This is a genomic window from Peribacillus sp. TH27 (assembly GCF_016650915.1).
GTDB classification, from domain to species: Bacteria; Bacillota; Bacilli; order Bacillales; family DSM-1321; genus Peribacillus; species Peribacillus butanolivorans.
The window spans coordinates 3,995,131-4,013,272 of the sequence record NZ_JAEKEV010000002.1 but is presented as its reverse complement, the minus strand read 5'-3'; the positions used below and the strand labels follow the sequence as shown (position 1 = coordinate 4,013,272).

The 18,142-nt window shown below is 37.1% G+C and carries 17 protein-coding genes; 7 read left to right on the top strand and 10 right to left on the bottom strand.

Annotation, left to right across the window (positions count from 1 at the left end):
• Positions 1-134: 134 nt before the first annotated feature.
• Complete coding sequence (locus tag JFU24_RS20765; protein ID WP_201223000.1) at positions 135-722, bottom strand: NAD(P)H-dependent oxidoreductase; 588 nt, start codon at positions 720-722, stop codon at positions 135-137.
• Between the two features lie 122 nt (positions 723-844).
• Here JFU24_RS20765 and JFU24_RS20760 point away from each other — a divergent pair, with 122 nt between their 5' ends.
• Complete coding sequence (locus JFU24_RS20760; RefSeq protein ID WP_201186736.1) at positions 845-1,273, top strand: MarR family winged helix-turn-helix transcriptional regulator; 429 nt, start codon at positions 845-847, stop codon at positions 1,271-1,273.
• A 217-nt stretch (positions 1,274-1,490) separates the two neighbouring features.
• Here JFU24_RS20760 and JFU24_RS20755 read toward each other — a convergent pair whose 3' ends face one another.
• From JFU24_RS20755 to JFU24_RS20745, 3 genes are all read right to left on the bottom strand, one after another.
• Positions 1,491-2,954, bottom strand: a complete 1,464-nt coding sequence (locus JFU24_RS20755) for a protein adenylyltransferase SelO (RefSeq protein ID WP_201250379.1) — start codon at positions 2,952-2,954, stop codon at positions 1,491-1,493.
• Positions 2,955-3,339: 385 nt separating this feature from the next.
• Entirely contained in the window at positions 3,340-5,952 is a 2,613-nt protein-coding gene (locus tag JFU24_RS20750) for an Ig-like domain-containing protein (RefSeq protein ID WP_201250378.1), read from the bottom strand.
• 156 nt (positions 5,953-6,108) lie between these two features.
• Positions 6,109-6,462 carry a hypothetical protein gene (locus tag JFU24_RS20745; RefSeq protein WP_242485375.1) on the bottom strand — a complete coding sequence of 118 codons (354 nt, stop codon included), beginning with the start codon at positions 6,460-6,462 and terminating at the stop codon, positions 6,109-6,111.
• Between the two features lie 1,044 nt (positions 6,463-7,506).
• Between JFU24_RS20745 and JFU24_RS20740 the strand changes: the two genes are divergently transcribed.
• The gene (locus tag JFU24_RS20740; protein ID WP_201250377.1) at positions 7,507-8,199 is read left to right on the top strand and encodes an FHA domain-containing protein; all 693 of its coding nucleotides are present in this window, start codon (positions 7,507-7,509) and stop codon (positions 8,197-8,199) included.
• Positions 8,200-8,274: 75 nt separating this feature from the next.
• Here JFU24_RS20740 and JFU24_RS20735 read toward each other — a convergent pair whose 3' ends face one another.
• Entirely contained in the window at positions 8,275-10,077 is a 1,803-nt protein-coding gene (locus tag JFU24_RS20735) for a hypothetical protein (protein WP_201186740.1), read from the bottom strand.
• 266 nt (positions 10,078-10,343) lie between these two features.
• Here JFU24_RS20735 and JFU24_RS20730 point away from each other — a divergent pair, with 266 nt between their 5' ends.
• Together JFU24_RS20730 and JFU24_RS20725 are read left to right on the top strand one after the other, a co-directional pair.
• Positions 10,344-10,706 (top strand): hypothetical protein, encoded by a 363-nt coding sequence (locus tag JFU24_RS20730; protein ID WP_201186741.1) that lies wholly within the window; start codon positions 10,344-10,346, stop codon positions 10,704-10,706.
• A gap of 57 nt (positions 10,707-10,763) precedes the next feature.
• On the top strand, positions 10,764-12,164 hold the full coding sequence (locus JFU24_RS20725) for a hypothetical protein (RefSeq protein ID WP_201222997.1): 1,401 nt from the start codon (positions 10,764-10,766) through the stop codon (positions 12,162-12,164).
• Positions 12,165-12,646: 482 nt separating this feature from the next.
• Here the strand turns inward: JFU24_RS20725 and JFU24_RS20720 are convergent, their stop codons facing one another.
• The 3 genes from JFU24_RS20720 to JFU24_RS20710 form a co-directional block, all read right to left on the bottom strand.
• Complete coding sequence (locus tag JFU24_RS20720) at positions 12,647-13,612, bottom strand: quinone oxidoreductase family protein (RefSeq protein WP_053348176.1); 966 nt, start codon at positions 13,610-13,612, stop codon at positions 12,647-12,649.
• A 217-nt stretch (positions 13,613-13,829) separates the two neighbouring features.
• Positions 13,830-13,976: a hypothetical protein gene (locus JFU24_RS20715; RefSeq protein ID WP_162878680.1), complete on the bottom strand. Its 147-nt coding sequence runs from the start codon at positions 13,974-13,976 to the stop codon at positions 13,830-13,832.
• A gap of 196 nt (positions 13,977-14,172) precedes the next feature.
• The gene (locus JFU24_RS20710) at positions 14,173-14,457 is read right to left on the bottom strand and encodes a hypothetical protein (protein WP_201222996.1); all 285 of its coding nucleotides are present in this window, start codon (positions 14,455-14,457) and stop codon (positions 14,173-14,175) included.
• 267 nt (positions 14,458-14,724) lie between these two features.
• On the opposite strand from JFU24_RS20710, the gene JFU24_RS20705 reads away from it, so the two are divergent.
• From JFU24_RS20705 to JFU24_RS20695, 3 genes are all read left to right on the top strand, one after another.
• On the top strand, positions 14,725-15,309 hold the full coding sequence (locus tag JFU24_RS20705) for a CGNR zinc finger domain-containing protein (RefSeq protein WP_201222994.1): 585 nt from the start codon (positions 14,725-14,727) through the stop codon (positions 15,307-15,309).
• A 120-nt stretch (positions 15,310-15,429) separates the two neighbouring features.
• Positions 15,430-15,984, top strand: coding sequence for an HPP family protein (locus JFU24_RS20700; protein WP_446728140.1), 555 nt, complete (start codon positions 15,430-15,432; stop codon positions 15,982-15,984).
• A gap of 25 nt (positions 15,985-16,009) precedes the next feature.
• A complete protein-coding gene (locus tag JFU24_RS20695) occupies positions 16,010-16,495 on the top strand; it encodes a DinB family protein (protein WP_201222990.1) in 486 nt (161 codons plus the stop codon).
• Between the two features lie 310 nt (positions 16,496-16,805).
• Here JFU24_RS20695 and JFU24_RS20690 read toward each other — a convergent pair whose 3' ends face one another.
• Positions 16,806-17,513, bottom strand: a complete 708-nt coding sequence (locus JFU24_RS20690; protein ID WP_201222988.1) for a nitroreductase family protein — start codon at positions 17,511-17,513, stop codon at positions 16,806-16,808.
• 114 nt (positions 17,514-17,627) lie between these two features.
• Entirely contained in the window at positions 17,628-18,044 is a 417-nt protein-coding gene (locus JFU24_RS20685; protein WP_098176049.1) for an RrF2 family transcriptional regulator, read from the bottom strand.
• Positions 18,045-18,142: the final 98 nt, after the last annotated feature.

Genomic DNA, 18,142 nt, shown 5'->3' with positions numbered 1-18,142 from the left:
TAAGATTTATCGGATTTAGTGCAATATTTAAAGAACGTCTAAATACTACCAACCCCATTCATGTACATTACGCTGTTCCGTACATGAATGGGGTTTCTCTATTAATCTCGTAAAAAGTAACGAAAACGATTATCTTAGCTTTCCAACTTTTTGAAATACCGATATACCTTATCTAGTTTTTTTGTTTGTTTTCCATTTGAACTTTCCATATTACCAAATTCAAAAAACTTAGCTTTTTTGATACCCACAAAATTAAATAAGGCTTTTTTCATCAATATTTTATGCGCATTATTCAACCAGAGAAGTGGATATTTTGTGGGTCCCTTCATAGTGGAAACACATACAACTGACTTTCCTTTTAAAAGTCCTTCTGGTAGAAGTCCCTTCTTATCCCTGTAGGCAAAATTTGCAGCAAATAATTGATCAATATATCCCATAAGCATTGCGGGAGGTCTCCCCCACCAGATTGGATAGACAAAGACAATCTGGTCAGCCCAAGTAATTTGATTTCTATATTTTTCAAGGTGAGGATCACGGTGCATATCACGCCTTCGTTTATGCTCATTGAACACTAGGAGTGGATTAAAGCCCTCTTCATATAAATCTAAGACCTGCAACTCCTTTATGTTAGGGTTCTCATTACTACCTTTGATGATTTTCTGTAAAAACGCATAACTTAAACTTTTGTGATTAGGATATGTGTAAATGACTAGCATGTTCATGACGCACCCCCTATTTACTTATCATTTGATAATAAAATTATAACACTCACAGATTTTTATTGTCAAATGATAATTGTATTATGATAATATTTTTGTTATCTTCTCAGTAAGAGGTGAAAGTTATGGACAAAAAAGCTCTTTTTGATAAATGGGTGTCATTTACAACTTCTGCTCATCAGGTGACACACGAATTAACACAAAATGCTAAATCTGATTCCATCACGCCAGTTCAATATAACATTCTTGAATATATAACTGTAAGTCAGCCTGTCACTCCAAGTGAAATCAGTGACTGTCAGCATATATCAATGCCAAACACGAGTCGTGAGCTGAAAAAATTAAGCGAAAAGAATTTAATCGAAAAATTAAGTGATTCCGAAGATCGACGAAAACAATATATTCGTCTCTCGAAAGAGGGGGAAACCATGATGAACGAAGCCTTTGCAATCGTAGAATCTCGTTTCCAAAGTCGATTGCAAAATGCTTCGAAAGAAGATTTAGAGGATATTGAGCGTGCCATGGATATTCTTCAAACAAAACTATTTTACTAATGGTCATGTAGTACAGAAAAATGGCTCCCTCGATTGAAAGATAATCGTTTACAACTGATCATCTTTCAATCGAGAGAGCTCCTTTATGATCTCCAAACACTAGGCGGTTTTTATTCCAAAATCCATTTCATCCTCATTCACGCTTAATGAGGAGAATGTTCTAGGATCCTTCTTTTGTCTTTCAGCCTCACAAATTGACTTCTCTAATCCTTATAAATCAGGTACCGCAAAAGGTCCGGTAAGGTGTTGTCGACTCAGGCAGTGTGGAGTATTCAGCCTGTTCGGCGGAGTGCGCGTAAGGGTTTGAAAGAACATCTAAAAGCCGCTCCATCACGCTGTAGTCTCCTTTTTCCACTGCTGCTTCCAGTGCCTCTTCTACCCGGTGGTTTCGAGGGATAACCGCAGGATTGCTGTTTTGCATCAACTGATTCGAGGATGCTTTCGATTCCTTCTGCCTGCCTAGTCTCGCCTGCCAGAGCTCATGCCACTGAGCGAATTCAGGCGTCCCAAATAGGACAGTATCCTTCGGTGTATCAAAAGTTAATGTGCGGAAGGTATTGGTATAGTCTGCACCATGCTTCTTCATCATATTGAGGAGGTCATCAATAAGCGCTTCATCCTGTGACTCTTCGTTAAATAGCCCCAGTTTTGCTCTCATTCCCGCTAGCCAATTAGATTGATACAACTCATTAAAAACTGAAATCTTATCCTGGGCCAGTTTAACAGCCTGCTCCTGATCATCATGCAACAGCGGCAATAATGCTTCAGCAAATCGTGCAAGATTCCACCCGGCAATATAGGGCTGATTGCCATAAGCATAGCGGCCTTGGGTATCAATGGAACTGAAAACCGTTGCCGGATCATAGGCATCCATGAAGGCGCAAGGACCATAGTCGATGGTTTCTCCGCTAATCGTCATGTTGTCAGTATTCATTACCCCATGAATGAAGCCGACCAGCTGCCATTGTGCAATAAGCTCAGCCTGTCGCTTGATCACTTCCTGAAATAGCGAAAGATAGCGGTTCTCATCTGCTTCAACGTCTGGATAATGACGCTTTATTGTATAGTCGGCAAGGGCCCGTAGTTCCTCAACCGTTCCCCATTTTGCAGCGAATTGAAAGGTTCCTACACGCAGATGACTTGCAGCCACACGGGTCATAATTGCACCAGGCAGCCCGGTTTCGCGGATTACTGATTCACCGGTTGTCACCACCGCCAGACTTCGGGTGGTAGGAATGCCGAGTCCATGCATCGCTTCGCTGATGATGTATTCGCGCAGCATCGGTCCAAGTGCAGCCCGGCCATCACCCCCGCGGGAGTATGGCGTTCTTCCAGGACCCTTCAGCTGGATATCGACTCTCCCGCCTTGAGGCAAGATCTGCTCGCCAAGAAGCACCGCCCGTCCGTCCCCTAACATGTTAAAATGCCCGAATTGATGCCCCGCGTATGCTTGAGCAAGAGGCGAAGCACCTTCTGGAATCCGATTTCCAGCAAACACCGCTACGCCATCTTCGCTTTGCAAGGCCTGAACGTCCAAACCAAGGGATGCTGCCAACTGTTCATTGAGAATGATCAACTCCGGTGAACTTACAGGAGTCGGGTTGGTACTGGTGAAAAATTTTTCCGGAAGACGGGAATAACTATTGTCTAAATTCCATCCTGTTTCATTACTTTTTGTCATAGTTTCTCCTTTTCTTCTTTTGTCTTTTTGTATAATGGTTCCTTCTCTCATAATTCAGTTATATACACGCCATTAAAATCAAATGCAGTCCATTTTAATGTCTACTTCTGCCCATTTATTATACCGTTTCCACATAAAAATGGCTCTCTTTAAATATAGTTGATTGCCTGCCGCTGCTTGGGATTTTACGAAAACATCGGCATACTCTCACCATTATCTCTTCACACTGCTCCTAGAATTGAATTGAAGCAGGTACCCTTAATGGGTTCCTGCTTCTTCTCTTAAGAATATCTTAGTTGATTATAATTTCTACTTTTTTGTTTACCATCACATGTGATACGGTTCTCCGTATTGTGTCTAAATGAGGTTTTGGAAGCACTCATAATTAATTTACTTTAACTAAACATACTTTACTCTTGTTTCCAGATTTATCCTTTGCGAATACTGTTAAAGTAGCACCTTTCTTTTGCTTCGCAATTGTGATGCGAATATTGCCCTTTGTATCAACAGTACCTTTTTTCACATACTTGTTGCCATTATAAATATAGACTGTTGCGCCTTTTTCTGCTTTACCTGTCAGTATTTTTGTATTCGCTGTAACTTTATTTATCTTTGGCGTCGTTGGTGCAGTTTTATCGATGACTGTAACAGTCTTTGTTTTACTTATATTGTTTAATGGATCTTTTGCGTATACCGCAATTTTTATACCCGCTTTTTGTTTTGAAATTTTGATACTGTAGTTTCCTTTAATAGAAGCCTTCGCCGAGTTGATGATTGTTTGGCCCTTTTTCACATAAACTGTCGTATTCGGTGTCGCTTTTCCTTTAATTACTGTATGCGAATCCCAAATGGTACTCACTGTTGGTGTCGCTGGTTTGCCTTTAAAAATATTATTGATAGTAATTGATTTTGTTGCCAAATTACCAGCTGTATCTTCTACTGTGAATTTATATTCACCTGATTTACTCACGACAAAGATGGTACTTGCGCCATTTAAAATCGTGCCGTCAGGTAATTGGATGTTTTTGATGCGCATGTTATCTGCTGTTTTCGCTACAATCGTTACATCTTTTTTCGTAGGTTCAGTTGTATTCGTGGATAATGTGATTGTTGGTTTGACTTTATCGATATTGCTAATTTTGATTGACTTTTTAATAACATTACCTAACACGTCTTCAATCTCGAATGTATAGGTTCCGTTGCCACTAACCGTATACACCGCTTTGTCTTTATAGACAATATCGTTATGTGGCAGTGTAATTGAGCGAATACCTAAATTATCATTCGCGTGAATTGTAATATCAATATTCCCATTCGTTAGTGATTTCGTGCTGGGTATTAATGTCGCAGTTGGTAGCTCTTCATCTACTACCGTTACTTCCATGCTATATTCTTTATCTGCTACCGCAGTGGATTCTTTACTTTTCGCAAGTACTTTCATCGTATATGTTCCTTGATGGCTTGGGCGCCATATAAGATTTGACGATGAACTAAATTTTTGAAGCACCCGTCCTTGCTTTGAGTTTCCTTCATACACTTCGAATTGATACAATGGCTCACGACCGCCAAATGCATTTGCTGTGAACGTATACGCTAATGGTGTTTTATTGCTATTCATTGCCATCGATAACTCCGCTACTGGTGCTACAGCTGTTGTAAATTGAATCGTATGATTTGTCGTAAGTGATTTCCCTGAATAATCAGCCAATGCATCTTTACCAATCGTTAACGTATATGTTGTATGATCTAGTAAATATTCTGGAGTAATCGTTAATTGATCCTTATTTAGCGCCACCCTCACATTGACATCCCCATTAGGGCTTTGTAGCGTAATTTTTTCTTTATCTTTTAGTATCATATTATGATTAAACAAAAGCTTAAACTCGCTATATGTCGGTATGTTTTTTGATTGATTTGTTAAATCTTTCAATATTAATTTTTCGCCTTTATCATATGTAGTAAAAGATTGCTGATCAACAGTAAACTGACCAGCGCCATAATCTTTAATAAACTCTAAGAAATGATTCCCTTGAACATCTGTATAAATAGCTATTAAACCATTTTTAAACAATAGCTTATCCGCAATAATATTACGCTTCAACGTATATACATATTCATTCGTATCATATGTATACACATGAATACCGCCATTGCGACTTGCCGCAAATGTGACATTGTCTTTCAGGCTAAACTCAAAATCGTTATATACTTCATCAAATGTAAATTTATTAAATAAATCTTGTGTTTTCTCTTTCGCTAAACTAAACACCGATGAAGCACTATATATTCTTTCGTCATCAGGAGAAATTTTCGCCTCCTTATTTAGTCGGAAATCTCCATGATAAGGTGAGTCATATATACTCGATATCACACCTTGATTGACATCGTGCGCTTCAATGTCTCTTGGAGATGAAGCCGAAGTAATCGTATATATTTTTGAAAGCGTGGGATTATAAGTAATTGTGGAACTTTGATAGCTGCTCGCACGAGAATTATTCTCTACTTCTTTTTTGTCCGCTAAAGAATAGACCTTAATATAAGAATGTTGACCCGAGCCAGATGTAACATACAAATAGCCATCCTTATCAACAATCACATCATAGGGATCTATCGTCACAGGCAACATCTCTTGAAATGAAAAATCATTTGCATCGACAATTGCCACACTACCATTATACGGACCGAAATTTGTCATACTATGCTTAAACTTCAGCTGTGTAACATAAAGTTTGTCATTATATACAGTTAATCTTTCTGCTATGTAAGGCAATTGCAACGTCTTTATTACACCAGTTTCATAGTTAACTGCATAAATCAATCTACTACCATTCTGCGTCATGTACACGACAGGTTCATTCGGATCTAACACTGTATCTAAAGGTTCAAATCCAAGATTGATTGCATCACTTGCTGCGTTTGCATGGTCTCTAAAATTTACAGTAATTAAAATGCAAAAAACTACAAAATAAAATAAAATTATACGTATACTAGTCTTCAAAAAAACCCTCCTCATGCTGTATCTCAAATATTATATCATTTTCCAATATTAATAATCATTTCCTCATCAATTATATTTGCGTTCATATTATGTAAATGAAAAAACTGCACCTATTTATGGTACAGTTCTCCGTAACTATCTAAAATGCAATTTTCTCTATTCATTTTCCCCATATCGATTTTGCTTTCCCATCCAATCATTTGCTTCTCTCCACTTTAGCTTTTTTGCTGCAATCCAACTCACACCATTTTCAATTCCTTTTTCAGGCTGAAAATTATAGTCATCTGCCCAATAAAAATTGTCGTCACTTTTTAAAATAATGGCATCTCGGATAATTGAGTCATAATTTTCTGGCGTCGGGATAATATGAATACCCGTTACACTTTCAAAAAGCAATTCAATTACAGATGGATTGCTATACTGACGTTGAAATAACATTTTTATATTCGTATCTAATTCTCCAGGAACAGTCATGGAAAAATCTTCATTTACATAAGTTCCTGTCCACATATGATTTCCCTCAAGCATCCATCATGAAAATAACCTAATCGCTCTAGCAAATCCTTGATATCCGATTCCTCTTTCAATTCAATCCAATTCATCTCTGTTGTCCTCCAATAAATTTTATCTTCTTATAATAATTCGTCATTAAAAGAAACCTCTCCTTTTTATACAACAATTAAAAACCACCTGAAACGCTTTACTTCAAACGTTTTAGGTGGTTCTTTTATAAACCTCACTTACTTATGGTACGGTTCACTACGTTTCATTCTAAACAAAAAAACCTACCTATGATTCGGCAGGCCATGAATGGATTTTTACATTCTATTATCTTCCCAAACAAGTGAACAAAAACTTGGAACTCGAGTGGAGGCTTCATGATTTCAGATATGCCGCCTTCACCTTTTTATAGTCCTCTCTTTTTCCTACTTTGGCTCCCACGTCCCCTCTCCACTCCAGGCTATACTCAATTCAGTATAGTCAGGCTGATAAAGGCAATGCCAAATATGCAGTACAGGCCGAGGGTAAGAGGCTGAGGAATAATAATGTATACCATCATGCTTACAATCACTAGCAGGATGCTAAAAGCATTTATTCTATCTCTCCACATACTCACCTTTGGTCAACTCCTTTTCTATTGCTTTTCAGTAGCAAGATAATCATTCAGAAACTCTTTTTTGTATAATCATATTCTTCCAGTTTCTCTTCAGAAATAAGGTGTAGCATCTCATCATAGTTCTGCTCGGAGAATCGTTTTACATATTCATCGAATACTTCTTAAGTGTTGTCTGATCGTTTTTAAGGAAATGCCACAAAAACACTCCTCCTAAGGTCAAAGCGGATATCAGCAAGAATAGTAGTCCTTTCTTCATCCTTCATGCCTCACTTAAAATGCTTGTGTACCTAATTTGTATTTTTTTCATTTTTCGTTAGTATGTCAGCGTCTGATAATTTATAATTATATGATTGAACTCACTAAACAGCCATGTAATGAAAATGATAAACCTATGAAAACAATCTAAATATTTAGACTTTTAAGGAGATAAGAAGTGAATGAGCATCAAAACTTTTAAGGTTGTATTGAGAACCATGCACAAAGGCCAACCTGAGGAATTCGCCTATGTCTTTGAAGGAAAAAGCCTCCTGATTGGCCGTGCCAGCCAACACTCCAAAGCTGATTTCAAGCTTTACAATGATTTCGTTTCCAGGGAACATTGCCAGATTTATATGAAGGAAGGAAAGCTTCTTATTGAGGATTTATCGAGCAAACATGGCACCTCAGTGAACCAGATGCCACTTGTGCCGGGGCAGCCTTACCTAATTGAACCGGGGGATACCATTACTTTGATTAATGGAATGATTGAATTCATGATTTCCATCGACAACGATTTAACACAGGATTTCACTCCGTTGAACATCACTTTTCAACAAAACGTGGTTATTAAAGAGCATCTTCAGACTGTGATCATCAATGAAAAAGCTCCCATTAAAATGCCTTTAAAAGAATTTACTTGCTTTAAGTTGCTTTATGAGAATTTGGAGAACCTTATTTCAAAGGAAGAGATTGTCCGACATGTATGGCCCGAGAGAATTGGGGACCCCCAGCAAATTGTGTCGGCAGAAGAAATCGCTTCACTTCTGTACCGGGTACGAAAACGGGTAAATGGCCATTTCGCAATAAAAGCTGTAGTTCAAAAGGGATATTATATGGAATCCACCCTTTCAATCAACCTATCGGACCTGTAATGAACAATCATTCGAAACTCTAATAACAGGCATGAAAAAAAGCATTGCGAATAACAATGCTTTTTTTTCATGCTTTTATTTCTTTGGTAAGTCTAAATTAGTGAATTGATCGACTGGAACAACCTCTTCGTCCATATCCATCACTTTCAGCACAACCCGGTCTCCTACATTCGTCAATACAATATCAGAGAGTGCACTGACTCCAGGATCCACTGAGAATCTTTTGGCATTGCCTTCTACAATTAAATAGAACACGTAGCCATTTGAGAGATTGGCATCGTTGATCCTTGTTACTTTCCCTTTGATTTCTTTCAGTTCAAATCCTTTTTGAGGTGTAACACCGCTGACTTTTCCTAATGAAGCTATTAGCTTTTTATAGTTCCGGAATGCTTCATCTTTTGTTTTCCCAAAAACCACTTGGGGATTATCGCTATTGGCATACACGATTGCTACCCCTTGAAACTTACTGCCCTTTGTAACGGGAATTACATAAGTGGGTGCACCGTATATCGTATAGAAAATTCCATTAGTGGCTTTCCACCCTGGATATTTAGACAAGAACTCGCTCGCATTGGCGTTGGATTTTGCTTCTTTTCCAGTTAGAACGGACGTAACGCCTTTATAGTATGTCATCTCACCGGTTTTAGCATTGAATACTCCGTAACCTACTAGAGTTTTGGAGTTTCCTTTTGATTTTGCTCTTGTAAAATCAACTACATATATTAATTCGCCTTTTTCGTTAAAAGTAACTTGCATATTATCCTCATTAGGAATCAAAACATCTTTCTTCGCTCCAATTAAGGACTGATTTCTCCACCCGTGAACATATTTCCCCCAGTATGTCCAATATTCCAGGGCTGTTTCTAAGGTAAATGTTCTATCAACCCATTTAGGTTCTTTTCCTAAAGGATAGTATTTTGTGTCGCCCGTTTCCGGATTCACTAATACCACTCCGTCCACAACAGACCCACTGCGGTATTTCAAATAATGTCCTACTGAAGCTACAAAGAAGGGCTTTCCATCTTCGTTTGGTTCTAGGTATGAATCATGTATGATTTTTTTCGGATATTCCTTACGAATCGTTCTTTCTAAATCATAATCAAGATACTGTGATGGAGCATACAACATTTTTCCTTTTACAGTACTTGCGCCTTTATCTGTCGAAATGGCGGAAATTAGATTATAACCTGGCGTGTATTCGGCTTTCCCAGCTTTAAAAAATCCGTCCATTTCAATGGGTGAAGTATATGTTAATTCACCATTTATATTGGTTAGACGGTACTCGCCTTCAGTGAAATACGATGCGTTTGATATTTTATTAATAGCTGCATCGCCTTTTGCGTCTGCCATTTTTACTGTTACAAGCGGCATGGTTTTAATGTCTTGAACTTCTTCTAGCTTATTTTTCTTATCAACTTTTGCTAAATCATGAAGTTTCTCGGCAAATGTTAGGGGATAAAACAACATGATAACCCAAGCTGCGATCAAAGCGATTCCCAGCAAACTGTTGAAATGTACATTCCAAGGTGTTCTTGTTGAATGTTTCGCCCCCTCATTATTCCGATTGCGGCGGGGTATTGAGGACTCTTTTGCACTGTACATGTACATTCTTGAATCAAAAATAAGAATAAGTCCAAAAATAACGGCAAAATTTGAAAAGAATGCAGTCGCAGTAAGATCTAGTAAAATAATATCAATAACAAAAAATAATACGATAGCAGAAAGTAAAAGTCTCAGCACTTGCTCAATGGAAAAGAGTATATCCTTTTCCTTGATTGCGTTAGTCCATCTTTGTGGAATTAGGGAAAGTCCCAATACTGCAAATGGTATTTTCGTTAAAACCCCTTTTAAGATAAAAGCTATTAGTGAAAGTATCATGGTTTTAAAAATCTCCCCTTATAGTATATGTTTCTATTTATTTACTATTTTATCACTTTTTGACCAACTAATTTACTATCTTCTTCATCTCGTCTAAATATATCGATATAGCATTTTCTCCTAAAATATAAGATTCCTAAATTTTTTTTTCTACGATGCTACTTTCTCATATCTAAAGTTTATATAGACAGTGAAGATTGTTCCTTTCGATACATCTATCCCAGACACTCGGAAAGTTCAATCCAGAACTTTTAGGAGGAATAGAAATGGAATTGGAAACGTTATTAGATCAGAATTATAGCTTAGGGTTCAACCCTTATTTAGCAGAAACAATCGGCATACCAAAGGCGCTGATGCTGGCATTTCTTCACTCAACAATAGAAGCGTATGGAATGGAAAGAGACGGAAGGGACTGGATTTACTCTACATATGATCAATTGCACACGCAGCTGCCGTTTTGGTCAAAAGGGACCATCAAGCGGATAATCCTTAGTCTCGAAAAGGAAGGGTTTATGGTCTCCTGCAACTATAACAATTCGAAAATGGACAAAACGAAATGGTACAGCATCTGTTATGAAAAGTACATCGACATGTGTGAAGACCCAGACGGATTTTTGCTGGATTACTAAGAATAAAATGCCCCCTGCCTCATAGAAAAAGGCGGATAATAAAGGAGACGAAACCGTATGATTTATGAAGAAACCTACCACTATTTATTAAGAAATGTATCTTCTACTGAATTTGATACGTGTTTGTACTCCTTGCTTCATAGTGATTGGGATGGGGTTATTCAGAGCCCGCTTCATATGATGGCGAGCGGCGTGGGTACGACAGAAAAATACTTAAAGCAGATCATCAAGAAATTCACGTCACCTCAAGGATGTCTCCAAAAAGTTTTCGTACCTGTTGGTCAAGGCGGAGATGTTTTATATAAGTTCAATCTTGGACCTACTAGTAATCTTGGCTTTAACAGTAAGACCGACCGTTATTGCAAGAAATACCGTTTCTTTTACAGTGAGGCTTTCAAAAACTTAACCATACATGCAAAGCGGCTGTTGCTGATGGGTGCTTTTCGAATGTCGGTTACGAAGTCCGAAGAAGTATTATTTGATTATAGTGAAATCGTTCCCGATTCCAGCTCACTTTTCACGAGGCAGCGTTTATTAGATGCAATAGATACAGTCCATAAGACTTTAGGTAATTTAGTGACAATTTCTTTCGCAAGCAAGGCTTTTTCAAAAAAAGAGGCTGTTGTGTTTACCTTCAATGAAGGAATGCTGGAGCAGTATATGGAAAATCGAGCAGAACGAGCATTTTTACGCAGAACGATTTTCAACACGGGCTTTCTTGGACATATCAGTGATTCCGTATGTATGGAATTGGAACGAGTCGGCAGATACATTTTTCGTTCGTTTCTTCAAGATGCGAAAAAATCAGGCATTTCTATGGATATACAACATGAACTGCTGAAGCTAGCACGGTTCGTCTATACCTATTCTCTTAAAAAACTCGGTCTTGCTCTTCCTGCCAATAAACACCTTCTTGCGGCTCCTAAACAGGCATCCGCTTATTTAAGTACAATTATTTACAATGAAACGTTAGAGCAGATGGCAAAGTATTCTCACCGAGCAGAATCGATCAAAAGCCTTCTTGACCGTGACCACTTTCATAAAAGCATCTCCGAGAAGGCTCTAGGCCGGGAAGTGAATTATCTGGAAGTAGATCAACATATCGAACCCATTCGCGTCAAGCTCAAGCAAGCCGATTTCATCCACAATGTGCTGAACAACTGGTGCGAGGAGTGGCTCATTTCCCGCGTGAAGACAGTGACAGAAGAAAGCGAAGCAGAAGGAATAAGGAAAAAGACCAGTGATAATAAACGTACCGCATCCGAATTTATTACGGACCTTAGAAACGATACATATGATAAGTTGGACATGCTGATGACACTAATCCGCAAGTTCGGCAATCATGCGGTTCCTCCATCCAGTCAAAATTCTTCCCTCACAAAGAAAAAGGCAACCATTCAATCCTACTTTGCTATTCAAAAGGAGCGTCTCTACATGCTCTCTGTATCACCTTCCTAACATTCACACTGAATGTATTCGTTCAGTGTGTTTTCCCCTGCCCTTTTTTATTAATGGTTCTATCACTTTTATAAAATCACCATGAGAGCTGACCAGTTCTCTTTTTTTTGCCCTCATCGGGTTCTGTGGATAATAAATGCAGTCTGTGAATTGCAGATTTCCATTTGTAGATTGTGAATAACTTACTGTGGGTTTTACCTTTCAGTATGTAGGTTGCAAGTTCGCCTTGTTAATAGCGGTTATAGTCGGCAGTTTGTTTTTAAAGTAGGGGACCAGCCCTGTGATAGCAAGGGTTCCCATAAATAAGTTATCTAAGGGTCTAAAGAAATGGTCTGTAAAAAGGAACTGAAAAAGATTCTGAATATCATTATAAATAAGGAGATGAATCGCCGAGCCCTTTACGAATTAATAAAGAATGAATGGAAGCAACCTAAAAAGAAGTATTCGAGGACTACCTATAAATAAGATAGCCCTCGAATACTTTATGGTATTAATAATATTTTCCCAGTACTTTTACGGCTTTCTAGAAGTCTATGTGCGTCTGCCCCGTCCTCTAAGGAAAAGAGAGTTGGTTCTTCGATTAGGATCTTCTTAGACATGATCCATTCAAACAACTCTGCTGCTCTTTTTTTCCGTTCATCATGAGAAGTTAATACATTCCAAAGATCTCCTCCTATTAATGCTTTTGAAGTATCCATTAACATTCTAGGATCGATTTTCTCTGGATCCCCACCTGCCATTCCAAAGAATACGACAGTCCCTCTAATCTTAGTTGCTTCGAAACTGTCTAGCAAAGTTTTCCCAACTGATTCATAAACAAGATCAACACCTTGTCCATTCGTTACATCCTTAATGGATTTCACCCATTCTGATTCATAAAGAAAAACATGATCCGCACCAGCTTGTTTTGCTACAGTTGCTTTGTCATTTGATGAGGTTAAGCCAATAACTTGACCACCCTTCATCTTGATTATTTGTGTTAGTAATTGCCCGACTCCACCTGCAGCAGCATGAACAAGGACGGTCTCTCCTTCTTTAACTGAATAACTGTCTTGAGTTAAATATTGGGCAGTTAATCCTTGAAGTAAAACTGAAGCGGCAGTTTCAAAAGAAATGCCATCAGGAAGCGGTAACAGCTTATCAGCAGAAACAGAAACTAGTTCAGCGTTGGCATGGGGAACATCAGCAAACCCGACACGATCGCCAACTTTCACACAATGAACATCTTCTCCAACATATTCAATGACTCCTGCACCTTCATAACCTAGAATAAATGGCGGATTACCAACTAAGTGATAATTCCCTTTTCTTCTATATACATCAGCAAAATTCAAGCCGATTGCTTTCATTCGAACAATTACTTCTGATTTTGAATGTTTAGGTTCCTCAATTTCTCTTATAGATAGGACTTCTGGTCCACCAAAATTATCAAAGACAAGTGCCTTCATTTTCATTTCTCCCTTCAAACGTTGTTCCTTCTTTACGATATCGAATGAAGCCTCTGATAGCAAGAAAGTCACTACCTTGAAAGAGAACTTTCAATTAGTTCTTTTACTAGACTAACCACATGGTACCTTTTTAATCATTACAAAAAATACCGCTATGCCCTAAAGGCATAACGGTTGTAGGAAAATGTAAGAAAGGATAGAGAGAAACTCTCCTCTATCATTCAGTATTGGAACCAGGACCATTTTTTCGTTTTTTCGGAGAAAATTCTTCACCGTGTGCTTCTTGTTCGGCTATAATGGCTTCTTCAGGAATATGATTATTTTTTTTCGGTGCATTGACGCGGTTACGGTTTTTTTTACCCATCATTAATCTCCCCTTTATTATTTGGGTTGAACTTCTGCGACTTATATTTAACCTATTGTGGAAAGGCTAATGATAGCTTGTCCGAAAGCCCGCAAAAATACCTGCAAAATGAACATTTCAAAAAAAAGGAAATACCTTCGCTTTGAACGATCTAATAGAACATTAATATTTGTTATCTAATCTACTCCACATTTTTCTAATGTTCTTCCATATTAAAAATTATTTCTTCATTATTATTTTGCTCGTATTCTTTTCTTGCTAATTTACTTATTTCTTCTTCATTATTTAAATCAATATCATGTAAATTATCTTGCTTATTGTCCATTATTAATATCATTTCATCCGTAATTACCTTCACTGTTGGATTCACTTGAATAAAATCTTCTATAGGCTTTGTTTCATTTTTATAGGGCTTTATGAATAAAAAATATCCGACAAATAGTATAAATATTGAAGTTAAAATACCTAATTTTTTTTTCATTTATTCATCCCTTTCTATTTTCCCAAAACTCTAATTATACTTATTTTATCACAAAAGGATATTTTTACCTTAAAAAAACTTTCATTCCTAGTTAATGGAACACAATAAAAAAAGGTCACTGCAACAGCCCTCATTATTTAAGAAAAACATCCTTTAGTTTAAGAAAACCATACCTTTTATTGTGTTAAATTAGGTTATAATAATTATATAACCTATTAATTAGTTTTTTTATGGTTAGAATAAAAGGTGAAATGAGAGATAAACGTAATGACTAAAACAAATAAATTTCCACTTATATCAGGAAATCTTTCTCTTGATTTAGTGAACACAGAACTAGTAAAACGTGGACAGCGGCACGATTTATTGCTCTTGGAAAGAGATGTGCTGGAGTGGCTTCATGTAATAAAAGCGGAAAACGCATTTTGGGATGATCGGTTATTCTTAAAGATAGAAGAAAGAATCGGACAAGTATTTTTATGTATTCTAGAAATGCGTGCTGTTTTAAGAGAGCGATTTGAATTAATAGCAGATGGACAATCAATTCCAGATGAATTTATCTCTTTTTTAGAAAATAAGATTGAAAAAGCGCCATTCATCTATAAATTAATAAATCAAAAACTGATACCCTCACCTATTGGAGAGATAGAGGATGTCCTTTTGTCTCTAATTGCCTTTGACGCTTTAACGTTAATTGAAACAAACAAACTTTCCTCCCTCAAGAGATGCTCTAATCCGGACTGCGTACTTTTATTTATTGATGAAAGTGGAAGACGTAAATGGTGTTCAATGAAAATATGTGGCAACAGAAAAAAGGTAGCCCGCTTTCAACACCGGAAGTCTGATGATGAATGAAGAACCAACTTATTTCAGAGTTGGTTCTTTTTTTTAGGCACTCTAACTAACCATTAAAAATACTTTGACGGGTTAGTTAATTTCATGTAAAGTGAAATATGAATAAAAGGAGGGTGAATGTTGGACAGTACAAAAATAGCAAGCCGAGAAGAAAAACACCTATTTAATGTACGATATTTATCTAAAATGAAAGGAAAAGGGAGAAGTCCATTACAGGTTAATGCAAAGGACTCAGTAACAGGCTTGATTGGTGGATTTTTAACCATTTTCGTTCTAGTTTATTTAACAAATATGACATCTGCCGCGTGGTTAATGGCTCCATTTGGTGCAAGCTGTGTCCTGGCATTTAGTGTTTGGAACGCGCCATTATCACAGCCACGAAATATTATTGGTGGCCATTTTGTTTCAACATTTGTGGGCTTAGCTATATATCATCTTTTTGGTGATGAACCTTGGGCAATTGGCTTAGCTGTAGGCTTAGCAATTGCGGTGATGATGCTAACAAAAACGACGCATCCACCAGCAGGAGCAGACCCTCTCGTTGTTATGCTGGGCGCATACAGTTGGAGTTATTTAATTACGCCTGTTTTAATTGGCTCTATCCTGATCGTTTTCTTTGCACTAATCATCAATAATTTGCGTAGCAACCGAGAATATCCAACGTTTTGGATTTGACTTTTATTATTGGGGAGGAAAAAGTATGAAAAACTACATCTTCAAACAATTAAAGTTTGTTCGGGAAAACACTATTAGGTACGTGGCAAATATGAATGAAGAGAAATCACTTTTCATTCCAGTAGGATTCAATAATAATATCAAATGGAACCTAGGACATATATATGTTGTACAAGAAAGGTTCTCCTTTGATATTATTGGAGAAAAAATGACAATGCCGAATCACTTTACGGAATTATTCTCTACTGGTACTAAACCAAGTGAATGGGGAGAACAAAAATCACCCGCGATCTATGACTTAATCCAATTGCTCGATAATCAAGTCAACCGGGTTGAGCAAGCATTGGAATTTCGGTTGAACACAACGTTAGAACAACCATACACAACATCTACAGGTCTTACTTTATCATCAGTAGAAGAATTACTACCCTTTTGCTTATACCATGAGGGAATGCATTTTGGTGCGATTAAATCGATCTCACGAATGTTTCAAGATGGAGAGAGAAAATGAAGTATTTTACTAAGAACTGAAATATTTTAGTTCTGCCTTTTTATACAATAAGTTTTATAGTATTTTCAAATCTGTTTTTTAAAACCATTCAGCCACATATCAAACGAAATATGGTTAGCAGCTTTAAATAAAGTCTCCAGAATAACTAAGAAAAATAAAATTCATTTACAAACGTTCAAATTTTATTTTAATTGATCAGTCTATTAAATAATGAACATGCAACCAATTGGATGGTCATCGCAAAAAGGGCTCTGAAGCAAAAATTACAATGAATGCAATCTTTGCTCCAGAACCCGTATATTATTAAACCTTAGTATTTATTCCAAGTTATTAAAGTATCAAGTGGTAAACGTACTTTTTCAAATCCTGCTTTCATTCCTTTTCCAATGGAGATTAACATGACAGGTTTGAAGTTTTCCGGTACATTGAATGCATCCACAAATTTGTTTTCATCGAACCCTCCCATAGGGACTGTATCGTATCCTTTTGCTTTTGCAGCTAACATGATCTGCATGGAAACTAAGCCACCGTCAATCATTGCTACACTTAAAGCTTTTTCAGCAGAAAAGTTACCATAATTATGCATAATTGAAGCTACATATGGCTCTTTGATTTCATTCTTCATAATTCCTTTATTAACTAATTCACCATAAATTCGTTCAGCATTTTTGTAACCTTCAATATCAGCTAAAACTGCAATGACAGCAGAGGCATCAACAATTTGTTGTTGGTTATGTGCGATGGGTAGCAATTCTTGTTGGATTTGCTTATCTTGTATTACAAGGAATCTCCATGGTTGTAAATTAGAAGAAGACGGTGCTTGAATCGCAATATCCAGGATTTCATGAATTTCTTCTTCAGTCATCACGTATTCTGCATCATATTGGCGAACTGATCTTCGTTCTTTCGCTATCGTAATAAAGTCTGTATCAGTAAGTACCTTTGGTTTTTCAAGTGATGTATTTATTTCATTTGATTTAGTTAGGTACTCTTCTTTACTCATTGTATTTTTTGTCATTTATAATGACCTCCATTTAACTGTGTTTATTACAGGAACAGTATATATCAGATACTGTTCTTATGTCAAATACAGTTTATAAAAGACGAAACCCTATTAGTTTCGTTTTTCACATTATGATTTTGATAGTAAGTCAGCAATCGTCTTTTGTTCAAGACCTTGTATAATCCAACTCTCCATCTCATTTTTCAAACCGCATAAAGCATCACGAGAAGATGGTTGAAAGCATTTTTTATCATTCACATCAAGGAAGCCTTTTGAAAAAGGTTCAGATTTTATTGCAGAGTAAATATCGGCAAGTATGATTTGATCAGGATCTTTGGCAAGTGAATATCCACCATCCCTACCTTCCTTAGCTTGAATCAGCCCTGCTTTTACTAAATTACTTAATATTTTTCTAAGAAAACCAGACTCCGAGTTAAGCTTTGTTGCCAACTTACTGCTGTTACATAATCCCTCATGATCTGCAAGAACAAGTAGAGCTTGTAATGCAAGACTGAACCACATTATACTTGAAACCTTTTCGGTCATTTCTTTCACCTCTCCTCTACTTTAAACTATTTTAATGCATATACAACGAGGTATCAAAGAATTCTGCCGGAAAAAAAGCCACTCTTTTTCAGATCTAT